The organism is Pseudoalteromonas sp. NEC-BIFX-2020_015, from assembly GCF_012952265.1.
GTDB classification, from domain to species: Bacteria; Pseudomonadota; Gammaproteobacteria; order Enterobacterales; family Alteromonadaceae; genus Pseudoalteromonas; species Pseudoalteromonas neustonica.
In genome coordinates this window covers 43,793-65,146 of sequence record NZ_JABCJL010000026.1, presented here as the reverse complement: position 1 = coordinate 65,146, position 21,354 = coordinate 43,793, and the positions used below count along the sequence as shown (strand labels likewise).

Annotated in this window: 18 protein-coding genes; 1 reads left to right on the top strand and 17 read right to left on the bottom strand. The window is 39.5% G+C overall.

Features of this window, described 5'->3' with window-relative positions; translation table 11 throughout:
- Nucleotides 1–299 precede the first annotated feature (299 nt).
- The 17 genes from HH219_RS17210 to mnmE form a co-directional block, all read right to left on the bottom strand.
- A complete protein-coding gene (locus HH219_RS17210) occupies nt 300–2,414 on the bottom strand; it encodes a peptidase domain-containing ABC transporter (protein WP_169328157.1) in 2,115 nt (704 codons plus the stop codon).
- Nucleotides 2,415–2,440: 26 nt separating this feature from the next.
- Nucleotides 2,441–3,685, bottom strand: a complete 1,245-nt coding sequence (locus HH219_RS17205; RefSeq protein ID WP_169328156.1) for an HlyD family efflux transporter periplasmic adaptor subunit — start codon at nt 3,683–3,685, stop codon at nt 2,441–2,443.
- A 277-nt stretch (nt 3,686–3,962) separates the two neighbouring features.
- A complete protein-coding gene (locus tag HH219_RS17200; protein ID WP_054206610.1) occupies nt 3,963–4,388 on the bottom strand; it encodes a F0F1 ATP synthase subunit epsilon in 426 nt (141 codons plus the stop codon).
- Between the two features lie 13 nt (nt 4,389–4,401).
- Nucleotides 4,402–5,787, bottom strand: a complete 1,386-nt coding sequence (atpD, locus tag HH219_RS17195; RefSeq protein WP_054206609.1) for a F0F1 ATP synthase subunit beta — start codon at nt 5,785–5,787, stop codon at nt 4,402–4,404.
- Nucleotides 5,788–5,820: 33 nt separating this feature from the next.
- Complete coding sequence (gene atpG, locus HH219_RS17190) at nt 5,821–6,681, bottom strand: F0F1 ATP synthase subunit gamma (RefSeq protein WP_054206608.1); 861 nt, start codon at nt 6,679–6,681, stop codon at nt 5,821–5,823.
- 60 nt (nt 6,682–6,741) lie between these two features.
- Nucleotides 6,742–8,283, bottom strand: coding sequence for a F0F1 ATP synthase subunit alpha (atpA, locus tag HH219_RS17185; RefSeq protein ID WP_054206607.1), 1,542 nt, complete (start codon nt 8,281–8,283; stop codon nt 6,742–6,744).
- Between the two features lie 14 nt (nt 8,284–8,297).
- Nucleotides 8,298–8,831, bottom strand: coding sequence for a F0F1 ATP synthase subunit delta (gene atpH, locus HH219_RS17180; RefSeq protein ID WP_054206606.1), 534 nt, complete (start codon nt 8,829–8,831; stop codon nt 8,298–8,300).
- A gap of 16 nt (nt 8,832–8,847) precedes the next feature.
- Nucleotides 8,848–9,318, bottom strand: a complete 471-nt coding sequence (gene atpF / locus HH219_RS17175; protein WP_054206605.1) for a F0F1 ATP synthase subunit B — start codon at nt 9,316–9,318, stop codon at nt 8,848–8,850.
- Nucleotides 9,319–9,359: 41 nt separating this feature from the next.
- A complete protein-coding gene (atpE, locus tag HH219_RS17170) occupies nt 9,360–9,587 on the bottom strand; it encodes a F0F1 ATP synthase subunit C (RefSeq protein ID WP_086745850.1) in 228 nt (75 codons plus the stop codon).
- Between the two features lie 78 nt (nt 9,588–9,665).
- Nucleotides 9,666–10,523 (bottom strand): F0F1 ATP synthase subunit A, encoded by an 858-nt coding sequence (gene atpB, locus HH219_RS17165; protein WP_169328155.1) that lies wholly within the window; start codon nt 10,521–10,523, stop codon nt 9,666–9,668.
- Nucleotides 10,524–10,538: 15 nt separating this feature from the next.
- Nucleotides 10,539–10,919, bottom strand: a complete 381-nt coding sequence (locus HH219_RS17160; protein WP_054206602.1) for an ATP synthase subunit I — start codon at nt 10,917–10,919, stop codon at nt 10,539–10,541.
- A gap of 142 nt (nt 10,920–11,061) precedes the next feature.
- On the bottom strand, nt 11,062–11,988 hold the full coding sequence (locus HH219_RS17155) for a ParB/RepB/Spo0J family partition protein (protein ID WP_169328154.1): 927 nt from the start codon (nt 11,986–11,988) through the stop codon (nt 11,062–11,064).
- An 18-nt stretch (nt 11,989–12,006) separates the two neighbouring features.
- Complete coding sequence (locus HH219_RS17150) at nt 12,007–12,792, bottom strand: ParA family protein (protein ID WP_054206600.1); 786 nt, start codon at nt 12,790–12,792, stop codon at nt 12,007–12,009.
- Between the two features lie 14 nt (nt 12,793–12,806).
- Nucleotides 12,807–13,427, bottom strand: a complete 621-nt coding sequence (gene rsmG, locus HH219_RS17145; RefSeq protein WP_054206599.1) for a 16S rRNA (guanine(527)-N(7))-methyltransferase RsmG — start codon at nt 13,425–13,427, stop codon at nt 12,807–12,809.
- Nucleotides 13,428–13,442: 15 nt separating this feature from the next.
- The gene (mnmG, locus tag HH219_RS17140) at nt 13,443–15,332 is read right to left on the bottom strand and encodes a tRNA uridine-5-carboxymethylaminomethyl(34) synthesis enzyme MnmG (protein WP_169328153.1); all 1,890 of its coding nucleotides are present in this window, start codon (nt 15,330–15,332) and stop codon (nt 13,443–13,445) included.
- 427 nt (nt 15,333–15,759) lie between these two features.
- Nucleotides 15,760–16,212, bottom strand: coding sequence for a flavodoxin domain-containing protein (locus tag HH219_RS17135; protein WP_054455842.1), 453 nt, complete (start codon nt 16,210–16,212; stop codon nt 15,760–15,762).
- Between the two features lie 1,386 nt (nt 16,213–17,598).
- Nucleotides 17,599–18,963, bottom strand: a complete 1,365-nt coding sequence (gene mnmE, locus HH219_RS17130) for a tRNA uridine-5-carboxymethylaminomethyl(34) synthesis GTPase MnmE (RefSeq protein ID WP_054206596.1) — start codon at nt 18,961–18,963, stop codon at nt 17,599–17,601.
- Between the two features lie 241 nt (nt 18,964–19,204).
- Between mnmE and HH219_RS17125 the strand changes: the two genes are divergently transcribed.
- Nucleotides 19,205–21,349, top strand: coding sequence for a TonB-dependent siderophore receptor (locus HH219_RS17125; RefSeq protein ID WP_169328152.1), 2,145 nt, complete (start codon nt 19,205–19,207; stop codon nt 21,347–21,349).
- The last annotated feature ends 5 nt before the right edge of the window (nt 21,350–21,354 follow it).

Below are 21,354 nucleotides of genomic sequence, written 5' to 3'. Positions count from 1 at the left end.
CTCTATTGAGTACTGCCCACCCAGAGAATGAAAAATAATATTAAAATACTGCATAAAAAGAATAGACAGCGCCTACATTAATAACACGAATTGATTGCTAGCAGCAGTTATAAAAAAAGCCGCCCGTATAAGCAAAAATGTAAGCCTCAGATCAGTCATACACTCGTTAATGGTAGTATCTATTTAAAAATCTCTTAATGAATTATTTACACAGTTAGTGCCTTAACTACACTAAACAAATCCATATAAAATAAACAAGCGGCCTTAATGGTATAAACTAATTAAAGCTTTTAGGCCTTTTACCTATCATTCAGTTTTAACGAGTTGAGCTTAATTTCCCTATCGGCTGATGCAATAGTCTCTTTTCTATGCGCAATAATCACCCGGGTAATATCTAGATGGGAAACAGCAGTATTAATATCACTTTCTAAACTTGTATCAAGGTGACTCGTAGCTTCATCCATAAATAAAATCTTAGGTTGTTTGTATAAAGCCCGTGCCAATATTATTCGCTGCTTTTGCCCACCAGATAAACTTGATCCCATATCACCAATCAAGCTATCGTAGCCCATTGGCATTGAACTGATATCATTATGAATAGCAGCTAATTCGGCACAATACACCACCCTTTCCATATCTAACTGCGTATCAAAAAAGGCGATATTGTCAGCAACGGAGCCTGATAATAATTCATCATCTTGCATCACCACTGCAATTTGTTGACGGTATTGTCGTGCCCCAATTTTATCAAGCGCTACACCATCAATTAATACTTCACCACTCTTTGCAGCGTTTAGCCCAAGCATTACCTTTAAGAGTGTTGATTTACCACAACCAGACGGCCCTGTTATAGCAACTGATTCACCAGATTTAATGTATAAACTTAAATTATTTAATACATTAGGGGTGGCATCTGAATATGCAAAGCACAAGTTTTTAACCTCAATATTACCTTCAATTTTGTGCTGTTTAACCAGCTCAGGTTGTAAGTCTTCTTTTTCTGTCATAGCGATATCTGCTATTCGCTCAAAATGTAAACCGAGCATTTTAAACTCAATAAGTTTCTCGATTAAATTCGCTGTTTTTTCCATAAATTGGCGTTTATATGACATAAAGGCAAACAACATCCCGGTACTAAAACCACCTTTGATCACTAAATGTGCGGCTAAATACACTACAATTATATTTTCGATTCCAAAAAGCGCTCGATTTATTGCATCATAGCCAATTTTATAATTTCCTAAACGGATGTTTTGATTAATCGCATTTGCATAACGATTTTGCCACTGACCTTCGCGCTTAACTTCAGAGCCAAACAGTTTAATAGTTTGAATACCTCGCACCGTTTCCATGAAATTAGAGTTTTCTTCAGCACGCGCCATTATCTCCTGCTCACTAATTGTACGAAATGGCTTGTACATAATAATGCGAACAGCTGCATAAGCAAAGACAGCAACCAGAACTACAACTGAAAGTGCTGGGCTATAAAAAAAGATCATGGCCAAAGTAATAACAGCCATTAAACCATCGATTATCGCTTCAATAACGCCTGTGGTAAGCAACCGCTTCACTTCTTGTAACGAACCAAAACGAGAAACAACATCACCCATGTGACGTTTTTCAAAATAGGAAAGAGGCAAACGCACTAAATGATGAAACAAATTGGCCCCCAACTGTATATTCATCTGATTACCAAAGTGCAATAAAGTAAAGCCACGTAATGCGTTAGTCGCAATTTCAAACACCATCACCAGTAAAAATCCAACGGCTAGTATCGTTAATAACGAAGTATCTGATGTTAATATCACATCATCAATAACCAATTGAATATAGTAAGGAGCCGCTAAAGTAAAAACTTGCAACAATATTGATAGAGTGAAAATTAGTATTAGTGATTGTTTTAAACCTGATATCCGACTCCAAAAATCAGAAAATCTTAATGTTGGCTTCGTTTCTTGTTTTTCAAAGCTTTTAGTTGGGGTAAGCTCTAATGCGATACCTGTAAAATGTTTAGACGCCTCCTCAAAGGTTAAAGTTTTTTCACCCGAAGCAGGATCGTGAATTACAATACGCTTTTCGTTGGCTTTTTTAAGAACAACAAAATGATTCATATCCCAATGTAAAATACAGGGGGCTTGCAGAGCATCTAAATCTTCAAGCTCTATTCGTAACGGCCGCGAAGAAAGATCTAACTTTTCAGCGAACTGCATAATATCAAGCAGTGTAGCTCCTTCTAAAGAGATACTAAAACGCTGTCTTAGTGAGACAAGATCACTTTGATAACCATGATAAGAGGCTACCATTGCCAAGCTAGCTAACCCACATTCTGCAGCCTCTGATTGTAGAATAATCGGTAAAGATAAGCGCGACCAAAATTGTAATTTATTGACGGGTAAATCGTCATCATTAAGCATAATAAGCTGACTTCCTATTGTTATTACTACAGCTGACCTTTAATACTAAATACGGGGTCAAATAACCAGCGCAATAATGAACGCTCTTCAATGACAATATCGGCATCAAGCATCATTCCAGCTCGCAGTTCCATCGCTTTTCCGTAGGCTTGTATAGATTGCTCATTTAATGTAACCACCACTCGATAAGCAGGCTCGATAATTATTCCTGGCGTGCTAGTTTCTTCTGGTAGAATAACACTACTACTTACTTCTTTTATCGTACCAGCAAACACACCAAACCTTTCATATGGAAACGCATGGTATCTTAAGCGTGCAATTTGCCCAGCTTCTATAAAGCCAAAAGCAGATGTGGGAACATAAATTATGGCTTGCATTTCACTATTTTCTGGCAATACAGTTAACAAGCTTTGCCCTTGTGTAACATTTTTACCCGCATTAACGAGTAAGCCGCTAACAACCCCTGATTTAGGAGCTCGTAGCTCCCCCATTCGCTGCTGCTCTATAGAGGAAAGTTGTATCTTCAGATCAGCTTTTTGCGACTCTAATTGCGACCACCTTTGGCTTTGCTCTAGCGGTAGTTTTTCTAATTGGGATTGGAGTTGTTTAATTTGATTAGTTAGTGTTAAGCGCTCAGATTTAATATTGGATGCCTGTTGTTTTAATGACAATAGAGTATCTTTCTGTCTTTGTAATTCCAGCTCTGAAATATAACCAGACCCTTTCAAGGTACTAATTTGGTTTATCATTTGTTCATTTAATTGCAAGCGCATATTAAAGGTTTTCGATTGACTATCAAGCTCTGCCAACCTAGCAATCGCATTGCGTTTTTGCTCTTCTAGTTCTAACCCATCAAGTTCGTCTTGGCTTTTTTGTTGTACAAGTTGTGATTCTAAGTTCTGCAGTTGAATACTGTATTGATTAAGTAATGCTTGATTGAGCTCTAAGCCTTGTTTTGAATGCTTAGCAGAAGCGATACGCAAAATAGTTTGCCCAGTTTTGACAAGCTCGCCTTCTCTAACTAATACTTCAGAAATAATACCAGTTTGTGGGGCTTGAAGACGTAGTAATCCAGTATTTGGCTCGATCACACCATTTACCCGCTCTTTACGTGTATATTTTCCAATTGCAAGAAAACACAAACTAATAATAACAATTATTATAATTAAAAAAGTTAGCTTTTTAAAAACAGGTGGTTGTACTAAAGAGATAGCACCTTCTAAATGATGACGTTTATTTTCTAGCACTTCTTTGCGAAATAGGTTTTCCATAGTTTTTAGTAAAATTATTGTTAATATTTTTATAACGAACTCACAATGTACCACGAGAATACATAAAAAGGAACGCGAGCTGTACCTTTAAAAACAACAATTTTCTTACCTTCTATTACTCATTAAGTTAATAAGATATACAACACGCTAATTCACCCATCAGCTAGCCAAGAAGGATGATCTGATAACAATACATCATTATTTTTAATACTCATTAAAAATAATAACAGGCACAAAAAAGCCCACATAAAGTGGGCTTTTAAAAAACCAGATTGGCTTACTTTTTACGTAATTGCTGAATAACACGTAACTGAGCGATTGCTTCAGCTAGTTGTACAGCTGCTTGGCTATAGTCTAGCTCCGCAGATGTACCACCTTGTGCCATTTGTTTCTCAGCGTCACGTTTAGCTTGCTCTGCAGCTTGTTCGTCTAGGTCTTCACCACGAACGGCTGTATCTGCAAGTACAGATACAATGTTCGGTTGAACTTCTAGCGTACCACCTGCAATGTAGATGAATTCTTCTTCACCAAATTGCTTAACTAAACGTACCATACCAGGTTTTAGGGCAGTGAGTAGTGGAGCGTGGCCGGCGTTAACACCTAGCTCACCTTCACTACCACTTACTTGAATAGATTCAACAAGACCAGAGAATATTTTACCCTCTGCGCTTACTACATCAAGATGTACAGTCATAGCTGCCATACTACCCTCCTAGTTACATGCTTTTGGCTTTTTCTTGAGCTTCTTCGATAGAGCCAACCATGTAGAACGCTTGCTCTGGCATGTGGTCGAATTCACCACTTAAAATACCTTTAAAGCCAGCAATTGTATCTTTTAGTGATACGTATTTACCAGATGCACCTGTAAACACCTCTGCCACGAAGAATGGCTGAGATAGGAAGCGCTGGATTTTACGTGCACGAGATACTAGTTGCTTATCTTCATCAGAAAGCTCGTCCATACCTAGGATTGCAATGATGTCTTTAAGTTCTTTATAACGCTGAAGAACTGTTTGAACGCCACGTGCTGTATCGTAGTGCTCTTGACCAATTACTAATGGATCAAGTTGACGTGAAGATGAATCAAGTGGATCTACCGCAGGGTAAATACCAAGTGATGCGATATCACGTGAAAGTACTACAGTTGCATCTAAGTGAGCAAAGGTAGTTGCTGGAGATGGATCCGTTAAATCATCCGCAGGTACGTATACCGCTTGGATTGAAGTAATTGAACCAGTCTTAGTAGAAGCGATACGCTCTTGCAGTACACCCATTTCTTCAGCAAGTGTAGGCTGGTAACCTACCGCTGATGGCATACGACCAAGTAGTGCAGATACTTCTGTACCAGCAAGTGTATAACGGTAGATGTTATCTACGAAGAAAAGTACATCGCGACCTTCGTCACGGAACTTTTCAGCCATAGTAAGACCTGTTAACGCTACGCGTAAACGGTTACCTGGAGGCTCGTTCATCTGACCGTATACAAGCGATACTTTATCAAGTACGTTTGAATCGTTCATCTCATGGTAGAAATCGTTACCCTCACGTGTACGCTCACCAACACCTGCGAATACTGAGTAGCCGCTGTGCTCGATTGCGATGTTACGGATAAGTTCCATCATGTTTACGGTTTTACCAACACCGGCACCACCGAATAAACCAACTTTACCACCTTTAGCGAACGGACATACAAGGTCGATTACCTTGATACCAGTTTCTAAAAGCTCAACTGAACTTGATTGCTCTTCGTATGAAGGCGCTGCACGGTGAATAGACATACGGTCTTCTTCGCCGATTGGACCAGCTTCATCGATTGGCTCACCAAGTACGTTCATGATACGACCAAGTGTTGCTTTACCAACTGGAACTTGAATCGCTTCACCTGTGTTTGATACAGCAGCACCACGACGTAAACCGTCTGTAGTACCTAGTGCGATAGTACGTACCACACCGCCACCTAGCTGTTGTTGGACTTCTAGAGTCAAACCAGCTAAATCGCCATCTGATACTTTTAGCGCGTCATATACGGCTGGCACGTTGTCTTGTGAAAATTCAATATCCACAACGGCACCGATAATTTGGACGACCTTACCTAAACTCATGTCTATTCCTCTCTTTAATCTTTGCCTGAAGCATTAAACTGCAGCTGAACCAGAACAAATCTCACTAATTTCTTGTGTGATTGCTGCTTGGCGAGCTTTGTTATAAATAAGCTGTAAATCATCCATAAGGTCACCAGCGTTATCAGTTGCAGCTTTCATTGCAACCATACGGGCAGCCTGTTCAGAAGCAGCGTTTTCAACCACACCTTGGTATACTTGAGATTCAATAAAGCGTACTAACAGCGCTTCTAAAATCGCGTCTGGGTTTGGCTCATACAAGTAATCCCACGAGTGGGCAGATACTTCTTTTTCAGCTTTTGGCAAAGGGAGTAACTGATCTATAATTGGCTCTTGCTTCATGGTATTAACGAAGTTGTTATATACCAAGAATAAACGGTCAATCTTCCCTTCAGAAAATGCATCTAGCATGATCTTTACAGGACCAATAATATCCTGAATAGAAGGTTTATCTCCTAAGCCCGCTTTTTTAGCGAGTAGTTGACCACCAAAACGTTGGAAGAAACCAGCAGCTTTACTGCCTAAAGTTGCAAACTCTGCGTCTACACCTTTTTCTTTCCACGCTTTAACATCTAGTGCAACTTGCTTAAACTCATTTGAGTTAAGACCGCCACACAGACCACGGTCTGTAGAGATAACAATATAACCAACTCGTTTTACTTCACGCTCTTCTAAAAAAGGGTGAGTAAAATCAAGATTTGCTTGAGCAACACGACCAATCACTTTACGTAATTTTTCAGCGTATGGACGGCTTGAAGCCACACGTTCTTGCGCCTTTTTCATTTTAGACGCAGCAACCATTTCCATTGCGCTAGTGATCTTTTGAGTATTTTTAATACTACCGATCTTGCTTTTAATCTCTTTTCCGCTGGCCATGACTCTCTCTCCGAATCAAGGTGTGCTTTAGTTACCTAAAGCGCACCATTAATAACTAAATTACCAAGTTTGCGTAGACTTGAACTTCGTTAGAAGGTCTTTAAGCTGCGCTTCGATCTCGGCGTTGTAGTTACCAGTTTCATTGATTTGAGCCATAAGCTCTGCGTATGTGCTATTTGCATAAGAAAGTAAAGCCGCTTCAAAATCCATGATCTTAACGATCTCGATATCTTGAAGGAAACCTTTCTCAGCTGCAAATAACGACAAAGACATTTCAGCAACAGACATTGGTGCGTACTGTTTCTGCTTCATTAACTCTGTTACACGCTCACCATGCTCAAGTTGAGCACGTGTTGCATCATCAAGGTCAGACGCGAACTGCGAGAACGCAGCTAATTCACGGTACTGAGCTAGGGCTAGACGAATACCGCCACCTAGTTTCTTAACGATTTTAGTTTGTGCAGCACCACCAACACGCGATACCGAGATACCAGCATTTACTGCCGGACGGATACCTGAGTTGAATAAGTCAGTTTCTAAGAAGATCTGACCATCGGTGATAGAGATAACGTTAGTCGGTACGAACGCAGAAACGTCGCCGCCTTGAGTTTCAATGATTGGCAATGCCGTCAATGAACCAGTTTGACCTTTCACTTCACCATTGGTGAACTTTTCAACGTAATCAGCGTTTACACGCGATGCACGCTCAAGAAGACGAGAGTGAAGATAAAATACGTCACCTGGGTATGCTTCACGACCTGGTGGACGCTTAAGTAGCAATGAAATTTGACGGTAAGCAACTGCTTGCTTAGACAAATCATCATATACGATTAATGCGTTTTCACCACGGTCACGGAAGTATTCACCCATAGTACAGCCCGCGAACGGTGCTAAGTACTGAAGTGCCGCTGATTCAGAGGCAGATGCAACAACTACGATAGTATTTGCTAGTGCACCGTGCTCTTCTAATTTACGTACTACGTTAGCAATAGTAGATGCTTTTTGACCAATCGCTACATACACACACTTAACGCCTGTGTCTTTTTGATTGATGATTGCATCGATTGCTAGTGCAGTTTTACCTGTTTGGCGGTCACCGATCACAAGTTCACGTTGACCACGACCAACTGGAATCATCGCATCAATAGATTTATAACCAGTTTGCACTGGCTCATCTACAGATTTACGCTCGATTACACCTGGTGCAATTTTTTCTACAGGTTCAAACCCGTCGTTATCTAAAGCGCCTTTACCATCGATAGGTGCACCTAGTGTGTTTACAACACGACCAAGTAAACCAGCACCAACAGGAACTTCTAGGATACGACCAGTTGTGTATACTTTTACGCCTTCAGTAAGATCCGCGTACGGACCCATTACTACTGCACCAATTGAGTCGCGCTCAAGGTTTAGTGCGATAGCATAACGGTTGCCTGGAAGCTCAATCATCTCACCTTGCATACAGTCAGCTAGACCGTGGATGCGGATGATACCGTCAGTAACAGATACGATAGTACCTTCGTTACGAGCTTCACTTACAACTTCGAACTTCTCAATACGTTGTTTGATCAGATCTGAAATTTCAGTGGAATTAAGTTGCATGCTCTTTTTCCCAATTACGATTGTAGTGTTGTGGCTAAGCGGTTTAATTTACCGCGAACTGAGCCGTCGATTACAGTGTCACCAGCCTTAATGATAAGACCACCAACCACTGCAGCGTCTTCACTACAATTCAGCTTAACTTTGCGTGCGAAACGTTTTTCAAGTGCCGCTACCAATGTCTCTTGCTGCGCTGCAACAAGAGGGGTTGCCGAAATCACATCTACTTCGATTTCTTTTTCGTACTCTGCTTTAAAATTAGCAAATAACTTAGCAACCGCAGGTAAAGCGACTAAACGTCCATTTTCAGCCATCACCTTCACTAGGTTCTGACCTTGTTCGTTGAGCTGCTCTGCACAAATTTTAATAAATAACTCAGCTTGTGCAGTAGCATTAGGCAATCCAGCTAAAATAGCAGATGCTTGTTCATCACTGGCAACGTGGCCAGCAAAAAACAGCATCTCATTCCAACTGTCAATAGTGCCTTTTTCAACGGCAAGTTCAAAAGCCGCTTTAGCGTATGGGCGAGCGATAGTAGTCAATTCAGACATGCTCATACCCTCCTAGTTACAGCTCAGCGACAAGTTTTTCAACGATGTCACTATGTGTGGCTTGATTGATTTCGCGCTCTAAAATTCGTTCTGCGCCAACCACTGCAAGAGTAGCTACTTGCTTACGTAGCTCTTCTGTTACACGGTTACGCTCAGATTCAATTTCAGAATGCCCTTGAGCAATAATTTTTTCACGCTCTTGCTGACCACGAACTGTTTCTTCGTCAACAATTAGCACTGCACGCTTTTTAGCTTGTTCAATGATATCTGCCGCTTGAACTTTTGCATCTTTAAGCTGTTCTGCAGCTTTCTTTTGCGCTAGTTCTAAGTCTTTTTCGGCTCTATCAGAGGCAGCTAAACCATCTTCGATTTTTTTCTGGCGAGCTTCAATTGCACCGTTTAGTGGTGGCCATACGTATTTCATACAAAATAATACGAACACCGTAAATGCAATTAATTCACCGATAAGAGTGGCGTTTAAGTTCACAACCGCTCCTCCTTAAATAGTAAGCTGTTCAAAAAATAAAATTAAAGTACGAACAACAATACCATCGCGATACCAACACCAATCATTGCTACAGCATCGATTAGACCAGCTAGGATGAACATCTTAACTTGTAGTGAAGGTGCAAGCTCAGGTTGACGCGCACATGCTTCAAGGAATTTACCACCCATGTTACCGAAGCCGATAGCTGTACCGATAGCACCAAAACCAATTAGTAGAGCAACAGCGATAAACTTAATTGCTTCAGGCATTGATAATACTTGTTCCATTTTTTTCTCCAAAGTTTCAATTGTAAATTAAAGTTAAAAGTAAAATTGTAAATATAAAAATTAATGATTATCCGAGCTTGCCATGCTTAGGTATACAACTGTCAGCATCATAAATACGAATGCTTGTAGTACGATTACCAAGATATGGAATACAGCCCAAATAAAGTGCAGTGGTAACTGCATTAAACCTACCGCGCCGATCAAGATGAAAATCAACTCACCAGCGTATAAATTACCGAACAAACGTAGCGCTAACGAGAAAGGCTTAGCAACTAACGCGATTAATTCTAGTAATAAGTTACAAGGGATTAGAAACACCATTGCTAGCTTATTATTAGAACTAAATGGGTGAAGCGTCAGCTCTTTAACAAAGCCAAGCACACCTTTAATTTTGATTGAGTAACCGATCATCAAAATAAACACACCCAACGCAAGCGCAGCGGTTAAGTTGATATCAGTAGTAGGTACAATTTTCATGTACACGTCGTGTGAATCCATACCGAAGGCAGTTTCACCAACTAAACCAGCAAATGCAGGTAAGAAATCAACCGGTATTAAATCCATTAAGTTCATCAAGAACACCCAAACAAAAATTGTTAGGGCTAGAGGTGCTATTAGTTTGCTTTTACCATGGAAGGTATCGCGTACATTATCACCAATGAACTCAACGATCATTTCAATAAAGCACTGAAACTTACCAGGTACACCCAGTGTTGATTTTTTAGCGGCACTACGGAAGATCCATAAAAATAAAAGACCTAAACCGATAGACCATGCGAGGGTATCCACATGCCATGTCCAGAATCCACTGTCCGCACATGCTTTATTGAAGGCAAGACCGGTATCGGTCGAGCACATCTTCGCATTGGTCAAGTGGTGCTGAATATGGCTAGATAGAGTAACTTCTTCTGCAGCCATGTTATATCCCAAAAGTTAATGTTTAAAAAAAACGGGTGCAAACAATCCAGTAAATAACGCCAGTACATAACTACTAAAGAAAGGTAACAAAATTACCGGAAAATGCTTTAGCACTAGCGCAAACAATATGATTGTAAGCATAAATTTTAATCCGTTACCGCGCTTTAACGAGGTATACGCTTGATTTGCTCGGCTTGCACCCATATAACGAAATGCATAAACGGCAAATACACAGTGAGGAAGTACGGCTACAACGCCTCCAGCTAATGCTGAGAGACCGGCACTTACTCCCCAACCTAAAAAAACAATTATGGCAGCTACTAAGGCTACACTACCTTGCAAACAGATTAATTTAAATGCAGCCAATTGATAAGGTGCTGCTAACTTATTATTCACGTTTAGTTAACCTTACTGGCATTCTATTTGTCATGGCATGAAAACTGGCGAAATTATACTTAATCCTGCCAGTTTTGCAACTTGAGTCGGTGCTTTGTGGTGCAAAATCGCTATAAATGTCTCGTTTTAGACATGATATTAATTAATGCTGGGAATAGTCTTGGTTTATACGGTTTAAAATCCCGTCCAATTCATCTAAGTTAGTGTAGGAAATAACCAAATTTCCTTTACCTTTTTTGTTGTAATTAATTTCGACTTTCGCGCCTAAATTATCAGCCAGTTGTTGCTCTAACTGCTTGACATCAGGATCTTTTTCTGCAGTCTCTTTTTTTGGTACAGGCTCTAGAATCGACCGTACTAACTTTTCAGTTTCTCGTACGGTTAATGCCTTTGCGACAGCAAGACGTGCAGCATCTGATTGCGCCTCGCCTTCAAGAGCTAATAAACAACGTGCATGGCCCATTTCAATATCGCCATGTTCTAACAAAATTTTAACATCGTCATTTAAATTATTCAGACGCAATAAATTTGTTACAGTAGTACGTGATTTACCCACCGCATCCGCGACTTGTTGATGTGTTAATTCAAATTCAGTTAATAAACGATTTAACGCAACCGCTTCTTCCATCGCATTTAAATCTTCACGTTGTATATTCTCAATCAACGCAATAGCAACAGCAGCTTCATCAGCAACATTTTTTATGATACATGGAACAGTATCAAGCTTAGCTAGTTGAGCTGCTCGCCAACGACGTTCACCTGCGATAATTTCATAACTTTTTTCACCTATAGGGCGAACAACAATTGGTTGAATAATGCCTTGTGAACGAATAGAACTGGCAAGTTCTTCAAGGGCTTCTTCAGACATGTCTTTACGTGGCTGATATTTACCCGATTGAAGAAATTCAATCGGTAACTTTTGTAGTTCACTTGTATTATCTAATTGCGTATCTTCTACCTGCAAAATATGTGTGCTATCCGCTTGCACTTGCATTGCACTAGGTGCTGGTTTTGATGAGCTTAATAATGCATCAAGCCCTCGGCCTAAACCGCGTTTTTTTGCAGACATGTTATTTTTACCTCAAATTTAGGCGACGATTGGGGATGTTTTTTCTTTTCTGCGCAACATTTCACCAGCAAGTGCTAAATACGCTTTTGCGCCACTTGATGTCCGGTCATAGTACATTGCTGGCGCACCAAAACTAGGCGCCTCAGCTAGACGAACATTTCGCGGGATCACAGTGCGGTACACTTTATCACCAAAATGTTGCTTTAGTTGTTCTGATACATCATTAGCCAAACGATTACGCGGATCGTACATAGTACGTAAAATCCCTTCAATTTGTAATTTAGGGTTAACCAGTTTAGCGAGTTGGGTAATTGTGTCCATCAATGCAGTTAAGCCTTCAAGCGCATAATACTCACATTGCATAGGCACTAAAATTGAGTCTGCGGCCGCCATTGCATTAACAGTCAACATATTCAGTGATGGTGGACAATCAATAAAAATAAATTCATATTGATCTGATATTTTTTCAAGCGCATTACGAAGTCGAACTTCGCGAGCAAAAAGCTCCATTAATTTAACTTCGGCGGCGGTAACATCACCATTGGCGGCAATTAAATGATATTCACCTGATGTTTCTTTAGTAACCACTTCTTCAATCGGTTTATCTTCGATTAAAAGATCATAAATTGTTGCTACATCGCTGTATTTATCTACACCGCTGCCCATTGTCGCATTGCCTTGCGGATCCAGATCAATAAGCAGCACTTTACGTTTTGTTGCTGCCATTGATGCTGCGAGATTTACCGCTGTGGTGGTTTTACCCACACCACCTTTTTGGTTTGCTATTGCAATGACTTTTGCCACAGTGTTTCTGATCCCTAGTCTTTAGATAGAATAATTAAATGCCTTTGAGCATCTAACTTTGGTACTTCCAAGGCTATTTTTTCTTCGAACTTAATACCTTTAGGTAAAGATTCTAGCTCGTCACTTGGAAATACGCCTTTTAAGGCTATAAATTTACCTGAATGATCAATTAAGTGCGAACACCAGTCAACCATATCTTGTAAAGATGCAAAAGCTCGGCTTAATACACCATCTAATTTAACACTTGGTTGATAATCTTCAACTCTAGACTGCACAGGGGTCACATTATCAAGTCCAAGCTCATGCTTTACCTGCATTAAAAAACGCACTCGCTTGCCTAAACTATCCAATAAAGTAAATTGAGTATTAGGTAATGCAATAGCCAATACGATACCCGGAAGGCCAGGACCCGTACCCACATCAATATAATGATGACCGGGTAGGTGAGGTGCAACAACTAAACTATCCATAATATGCTTAATCATCATATCCTCAGGTAAACGCACTGAGGTTAAATTATAAGCTTTGTTCCATTTATTGAGTAACTCAACATACTGAACCAATTGTTGCTGTTGTTTTTCGGTTAGCGCAATATCAGTTTGCGCTAACAAAGTAGTTAATTGTTGCTGTAACACAGTATTCCTTAATAGCTACGCAATTTTACGTAGTAGGCCTTGCTTCTTCAGATAAACTAATAATAGCGAAATCGCTGCTGGCGTGATACCTGAAATACGCGATGCTTGACCGATTGTATCTGGACGCGCCTCGGTTAATTTAGCAACCACTTCATTTGATAAACCCGAAACTGTCGAGTAATCATAATCTTTAGGCAAAATAGTTAACTCATGACGAAGTTGCTTATTGATCTCATCTTGTTGACGAGCAATATACCCTGCGTACTTAGTATGGATCTCAACTTGCTCTAATGCAGTTGCGTGATCAAATTCAGATCCCAACCCTTCGATCGCCATTAGATCGTTATAGCGGATCTCAGGTCGGCGTAACAATTCTTCTAAACTTGCTTCTCGAGTTAATGGTGTTTTTAGTAACCCATTAACTTGATCAATAGCTACGTGATCTTTATGGATCCACGTTTCTTTGATCCGTTGAGATTCTTTTGCAATGATATCCATTTTTTCATTAAATGCTTGCCAACGATCATCGTTAACTAAACCAAGTTCACGACCTTTTGCAGTTAAGCGAATATCCGCATTATCTTCACGTAGTAATAAACGGTATTCAGCACGACTCGTAAACATACGGTACGGCTCTTTAGTACCTAACGTGGTTAAATCGTCGATTAATACGCCTACATAGGCTTCATCACGGCGCGGTGTCCAAGGTTCTTTTCCTTGTACTTGTAATGCAGCATTCATACCTGCAATTAAGCCTTGAGCGCCAGCTTCTTCATAACCTGTTGTACCATTGATTTGTCCAGCAAAGAACAAACCATCAATAAATTTAGTTTCTAACGATTTCTTTAAATCGCGCGGATCAAAGTAATCATATTCAATAGCGTAACCTGGACGACAAATATGGGCATTTTCAAAACCAGTAATTGATTGCACTATTTCTAACTGCACATCAAAAGGTAGACTTGTTGAAATACCATTAGGGTAAAGCTCATAAGAGGTTAGGCCTTCAGGCTCTACAAATATTTGATGCTTGTCTTTGTCAGCAAAACGTACAATTTTATCTTCAATAGAAGGGCAATAACGTGGGCCTATCCCTTCAATAACACCAGAGTACATTGGAGAGCGGTGTAGGTTATTACGGATCACTTCATGGGTTTTTTCATTTGTATATGTAATATAACACGCTATTTGTTGTGGATGATCTGACTCTTTACCCATAAATGAAAATACAGGCGTAGCAGTATCTCCCGGCTGCGCTTCCATTTTACTAAAATCAACAGTCCGGGCATCAATACGTGGAGGTGTGCCTGTTTTTAAACGATCAACACGAAATGGTAATTCACGTAAACGATTTGCTAATGCAATAGAAGGTGGATCACCAGCACGGCCACCTTTAAAGTTTTCTAAGCCAATATGGATTTGGCCACCCAAAAAAGTACCAACGGTTAATACAACTGAAGGTGCACTGAAGCGTAAACCCATTTGGGTAACAACACCGATTACTTGATTATTTTCAACCACAAGATCATCACATGATTGTTGGAAGATTTTTAAGTTATCTTGTTTTTGCAAAATGTCTTGAATTGCTGCTTTGTAAAGTGCGCGATCTGCTTGTGCACGAGTTGCACGAACTGCTGGGCCTTTTGAAGAATTTAGAGTACGAAACTGGATCCCGCCTTTATCGATGGCTTGTGCCATTGCACCACCTAGCGCGTCTATTTCTTTTACTAAGTGGCCTTTGCCAATACCGCCAATTGCTGGGTTGCATGACATTTGACCAAGGGTATCCATGTTGTGAGTCAGCAGTAGGGTATTCATACCCATTCGAGCAGCAGCTAATGCGGCTTCAGTACCTGCATGGCCACCACCAACAACGATAACATCAAAACTTTCGTGAAAAATCATTTAGGGATCCTACTTAAATCAACCAGCAAACTTCCAAGGGGAGCGTATTCTACCTATAAATTTACAGAAGATAAATGATTAAACTGTGCTCAAGATCTAAGTAAGTGATCTCTAATAATATAAAGGATCTTTTAAAGAGATCTTTTATTATTATTACTACTACTGATCGCTATTTCTGTTGATAAGGTCTAGTTTATAATTAAAAACATAAAGTTAGATCGGATCTAAAGGTGTTTATATGATCGGATCAAGCTCCGTATAAGCTCTGATCAAAAAGGCACTTTATGCACAGGGGGTGATCGAATAGATCTTATCCCATGGATAACATACCTTTAAAACGCAGTTAGATCATAGCTTATCCACAATCCGATCTAAATTATCAGTAAATTGTGGGTAACTTTATATTTATGATCATTATTAAGAGCGGCTATTTAGCAATACCGCATTTATCGATCCAGCTCGGTAACCAAGCCAAAGCAGTATCTTCTGGTAATTCTTCATCAAGGATATTGAGCTCTAAGCGTTCTGCAACACAGTTAGCACCTTTACTGAGTAAAAGCTGCTCTAAATTACGTCCCGCAAGGTTGTAAGTGTCATAACTTGTATCGCCTAAACCAATAACACTAAACTTTAAGCCTTTTAAATCAGCTGCTTGATTTACATTATCAATGAAAGCTAGCAGGTTTTCAGGGTAGTCACCTGCGCCATAAGTTGAAGTGCAAAGTAACCAGATCGTGTTTTCTTTATTTATACTAGAAAAGTTAGGTTGATCATGAACTTCAGTATCGATCCCTTGGCTTATTAATTGCTCTGCAAGTTGTTCGCCCACGTACTCTGCAGATCCCATCTGACTGCCAATAATGATATTAACTGAATCCATAACTTTTGATGATCGCCTACTTATTAAGATACCGTTTATGATAACTGAGTTTACTCATCAGTAAAGTACAGAATGGATCTTTGTATAAGTATTTTTGCTACTTTTTTATTCCAATATCATTTTATTAATTTAAGTTTTTGTTTTTAATGAATATAATAACTTATTCCAAATTGTAATCATCTGATCAAGTTGTTGATAAATAGTGGGAAAGCTATGGTTGAATGCATAGGTTAATTCATCGTTTGTAGCTAAGTTATTGATCATAAAATTTTATACAGTGTGTTCTGCGATTATAAAAATGATTTAACACAGGAGATCTGATTGTGGATAGATCTCCTGTTGATAACGATCGTTTAGGGTTAATAAATATTTATAATTTTTCGATCTTTATCGGTTCGGTAGATCTATTTCTATAAATTTTTATAAAAAGCAGTAAAAAAGGGTTAGAAATTAGATGATCCTGCAAATTATTTCAAGGGATCGTTATATTTCTAGCGATTAATTTGGAGAAATGTCCAAAAAAATAGTGATTGTGGATAACTTATAAATTTAAAATCTAAATTTTGAATAATTGAGAAGTGATATTGATGACAGTTTTTAAATATTTGCCTATTACTACAGTAAATCTTCACGGATAACCGTTAGGTTTATGAGTGAGGGAAGGGGATTTTTAAATCGATTACTGTGGTTAAGTAGGATTTAATAGATAAAAGTAGGCTTAATTAAAGTGCTTTTTTTGACATAAATTTGTGATCAATACCTGTTTTATTGATAAGGAATAGTTATTTTTCCAAGCCATCCACCAGCATTTATTGATTAATATAAGGGGGTTTTAACAATACTAAAGGGCTTTTGTCATTACGCAATGATCATATGCTGAGCTAAATATATAGATTACAGTGACTGCAATGTTTAATTTATGGCTTGCCTGCATCAATCCATTGGCCTATTAGCACATCACCAAAAGGCTATTACAGAATGCCATGCTCGAGAAATGATTGACTCTAATAAAGGAGGTAGAGCAATTGCCGAGAGCAACTACATGTCAAAGTTTCTGCCTGTTATCACTGCATTTATCTTTCGCTATAAATGGTCATTAACTTAACACGATTGGTATAGTGACGTGATATTGATTTTTTACCGCATTAATAGGAAAGTTAATTGGTTTATAGACGAAGAAAAGTAACATTGTTTGGTATTGTATTATCCGCGAACCTCAGCTGAAATAAGTAATAAAATGGCGTTGGTTAGTATAATAGTGATGCCTAAATCGCTTTTAACTCCAACGACGCTCGTATCTTGAGGTGGCTTGGGTATATGACTGATGGAATCAAAAACTGAACGTAAATAGAGTGAAAATACACTCCATTTACGTTTATTAGGCTTTTACTTACCGATACAAAATGAGCTAAATATCTTTCCAAGTAAGTCGTCAGAGGTAAACTCTCCGGTGATCTCGTTTAAATAATTTTGTGTTAAACGTAGTTCTTCAGCGAGTATTTCTCCGGCTATGTGCATTTCTAATTGATCTTTACCTACGTGCAAATGATGTGCCGCGCTTTCTAAAGCATCTAAATGACGACGGCGTGCCATAAAACCACCTTCTGTTGCGCCTTGAAAGCCTATACATGCCTTTAAGTGAGTACGAACTAACTCTATACCATCAGCATTTTTAGCGCTTAAGCTGATCACTGGATATTGTTGTTCTTCTGCCATACCAACCGTATCGCCAGATAAATCGGCTTTATTTCTGATCACTGTAACGCCCATGCCCTCAGGAAGCTTAGCCATAAATTCAGGCCAAATAGTATGCGGGTCGGTGTCTTTCGTATCAGTGCCATCAAGCATAAACAACACGCGATCGGCTTGTTTTATTTCATCCCATGCGCGCTCAATACCTATTTGCTCAACTTTATCAGGGCTTTCGCGCAGGCCTGCTGTATCAATAATATGCAGCGGCATGCCATCAATATGGATATGTTCACGTAGTACATCACGGGTGGTGCCTGCTATCTCAGTTACGATGGCGGCTTCACGTCCAGCAAGGGCATTGAGCAAGCTAGATTTCCCCGCATTAGGGCGACCAGCAATAACGACACGCATACCTTCTCGCATGATACTGCCCTGCTTGGCTTGATTAGTGACGTTATTTAACTGTTCAATAATGCCGTTTAAATCACCAGAGACTTTACCATCAGATAAAAAATCGATTTCTTCATCTGGAAAGTCAATGGCAGCTTCTACGTACATACGCAAATGAATGACTTTTTCTACCAAAGTGTCGATACGCTTAGAAAACTCACCTTGTAGCGAGTGCAGGGCGCTTTTAGCGGCTTGTTCGCTGGTGGCATTGATTAAGTCGGCGATGGCTTCTGCTTGAGTTAAATCCATTTTATCGTTCATAAATGCACGTTCAGAAAACTCACCAGGCTTGGCTAATCGCACACCTTCTATTTGGCTTATCTCTTTTAGTAGCATATCAAGCACAACAGGGCCGCCGTGGCCTTGTAGTTCAAGTACGTCTTCGCCTGTGAATGAGTTAGGGCCCGCAAAGTAAATTGCAATTCCCTGATCAAGTTGTTCGCCAGCAAGGTTTTTAAAGGGTACATAATCGGCATAACGTACCTTAGGACAACGACCAATGATTTTTTCAGCAACGGTTTTTACTAAACTGCCAGAAACGCGAATAATACCTACGCCACCTCTTCCGGGGGCGGTCGCCTGTGCTGCAATAGTGTCTTGATTGATCATGCTAATAATTTGCCAATTTTATGAATAACGATATGTGCGTATTGTAACCTATGGCTTTATAGCATGCGAATAGCAGGGCAATAAAAAGCCAATTAAAGAATCGGTTAAAACTTCTTGGTGGTAGAAACTTAAACGCTGTGTAAGGTTTATATTTATTTAAATTTAAGACATAGCAACCTCATTGCAAATGATAATCGCATTTATTATCATGTATTAATTATCACTTCATCATTATTATTTTATGCGTTTATCACCTTTAGTACTGGCTATAATTACAGGTTTTTCAGCTTCATCTATTGCTTCAGAACAAACAACAACAGAACAAGAAAAAATAACAGATATTGAAAAAATCTCTGTTATCGGGCGAGCATTTTCTTTATATCGGCCTATGGATTCAAGTTTTGGCACTCGAACAAACACAGAGATTGAAAAGATCCCACAATCTATTCAAATACTTCCGCAAGAGTTAATAAATGATCAGGCAGCCCGTCAAATTACCGATTTATATAGCAATATAGCCGGTGTAAATGCATTTAGTTACTCAGGCGTGACGTTTCGTGGTTTTCGCCAAGATGAAATTTTATATGATGGTGTAAAAGGTGATCCATTTAATGGTTTTGCTGTTCCTCAGTTATTTAATATTGAACAAATCGCGGTATTAAAAGGCCCTGCAGGGGCCGTTTATGGCAGTGGTAATCCAGGTGGAATCATCAATTATGTAACTAAAAAACCAAAATTTACCGATAAGCATAGTATTGAGTTTGAAGTTGGCAACGATGACTTTTTTAGTGGCGCATTAGAAAGCACAGGCACGCTTAACGATAATTTAGATAATCATGCTTATCGTGTCGGCCTTTATCGTGACTCAGAAAAGCCGTTTCGCAATAATACGAGTAGTGACAATACCATTGTTGATCTTGGTTATACCTGGTTAATTAGTGGTGCTACAGAGTTGACGGCGCAGTACACTTACATAGAACAAGAATTAGGTGGGGCCCGTTTACGTGGTGTACCTGCGGATGATGAAGGTAATTTTCTTGCCGATATAAGTTGGAATCATAATGAAGCAACCGATTTTCAAAATGTAGAAGCTCATGTTTACCAAGCAACACTTAAACATGAAATTAATGATATTTGGCGTACCGATATAACTGCACGTTATTTTGATAATGAAGAAGTGCAAAACTACCATGAGCCTAGGGGCTTAGTAGATACTGACGAAGATGGTGTTGTTGATTGGACTCACCGTGAGTTTCGAGATCAAGTTAGGGAAAATAAGGGTTTTAGCTTAACAGCCAATGCTGTTGTTGAATTTGAACTTGCTGATATGCAGCATCAAATGTTATTTGGCAGTGATTTTTATGAGCATGATTTTAATAGTACCTATCGCACTGCAACGCAACAAAGTCGAGGCGGCCCAGTTACTGGTTTAAGCTTACTTAATTCTGAGTACGGTTTAACCTCAGGGGCTGATTATGCACTCGATACCATTACTCCCAGACTTGGCCGCACAAATAGCTCTCGTTTAGGCTTTTATACCCAAGATCAATTAGATGTAACGGATAACTGGAGTATTACTGCGGGCTTAAGATACGATCGCTTTGAAGATAAGGATGAGCTTAATCAAACTGAGTTTTCAGACAGTGACGTAACTTATCGCATTGGTACTAGCTACAATATTAACGATGTCTTTTTTCCATATGCATTGCATGGAACTGGGTTTGTCCCTCAAAGTGCCAGTAATCAAGATACCGCTAAAGGCGGCCCTTATTCACCGGAAGAAAGTCGCATTAACGAGCTAGGCCTACGCACTAAATTGCTGAATGATAGCCTTGCCGTAAATATGGCTGTTTACGATATTGTTCGTGAGAATATTCTTCAACCAAGCTTATTAGGTGACGTAGCTAAAGATGGCGTTGACGATTTAGTCGCTATTGGTGAAGTGCAAAGTAAAGGTTTTGAAGTTGAAGTGGTGGGTGATATTACAGAATATTGGGTTGTAACTGCCAATTATGCTTATAATGATACCCGTATTACTGAAGCAAGCGATAGTATTCGTAATCAAATACCTAACAGTGACAAGTTTGCTAACGCACCACAAAATACGACAGGTATCTGGACTCGTTATGAGCTACCGACCTTATATTCTTCTATTTCTGCTGGTTTAAACTATGTAGATGAACAATTAAGTTTAGGCGGGCAAGCGGTTAAATCATACACTGTTTATAATATGGCATGGCAAACCACCATAGATAATTGGCAATGGCAATTATCAGTTAAAAACCTGTTTGATAAAGAATATGCGTCAAGTGGGTTTATTGAACGTACAGGGCATTTTCCTGGTGAGCCACGTCGTATTTATTTGAGCGCTAAATACAACTTTTAATCGTG

Bases quoted from the DNA above. Each gene is read 5' to 3' on its own strand.
- HH219_RS17210 (WP_169328157.1), bottom strand. From the start codon at position 2,414: ATGCTTAATGATGACGATTTACCCGTCAATAAATTACAATTTTGGTCG.
- HH219_RS17205 (WP_169328156.1), bottom strand. From the start codon at position 3,685: ATGGAAAACCTATTTCGCAAAGAAGTGCTAGAAAATAAACGTCATCAT.
- HH219_RS17200 (WP_054206610.1), bottom strand. From the start codon at position 4,388: ATGGCAGCTATGACTGTACATCTTGATGTAGTAAGCGCAGAGGGTAAA.
- atpD (WP_054206609.1), bottom strand. From the start codon at position 5,787: ATGAGTTTAGGTAAGGTCGTCCAAATTATCGGTGCCGTTGTGGATATT.
- atpG (WP_054206608.1), bottom strand. From the start codon at position 6,681: ATGGCCAGCGGAAAAGAGATTAAAAGCAAGATCGGTAGTATTAAAAAT.
- atpA (WP_054206607.1), bottom strand. From the start codon at position 8,283: ATGCAACTTAATTCCACTGAAATTTCAGATCTGATCAAACAACGTATT.
- atpH (WP_054206606.1), bottom strand. From the start codon at position 8,831: ATGTCTGAATTGACTACTATCGCTCGCCCATACGCTAAAGCGGCTTTT.
- atpE (WP_086745850.1), bottom strand. From the start codon at position 9,587: ATGCCTGAAGCAATTAAGTTTATCGCTGTTGCTCTACTAATTGGTTTT.
- atpB (WP_169328155.1), bottom strand. From the start codon at position 10,523: ATGGCTGCAGAAGAAGTTACTCTATCTAGCCATATTCAGCACCACTTG.
- HH219_RS17155 (WP_169328154.1), bottom strand. From the start codon at position 11,988: ATGTCTGCAAAAAAACGCGGTTTAGGCCGAGGGCTTGATGCATTATTA.
- mnmG (WP_169328153.1), bottom strand. From the start codon at position 15,332: ATGATTTTTCACGAAAGTTTTGATGTTATCGTTGTTGGTGGTGGCCAT.
- HH219_RS17135 (WP_054455842.1), bottom strand. From the start codon at position 16,212: ATGGATTCAGTTAATATCATTATTGGCAGTCAGATGGGATCTGCAGAG.
- mnmE (WP_054206596.1), bottom strand. From the start codon at position 18,963: ATGATCAATCAAGACACTATTGCAGCACAGGCGACCGCCCCCGGAAGA.
- HH219_RS17125 (WP_169328152.1), top strand. From the start codon at position 19,205: ATGCGTTTATCACCTTTAGTACTGGCTATAATTACAGGTTTTTCAGCT.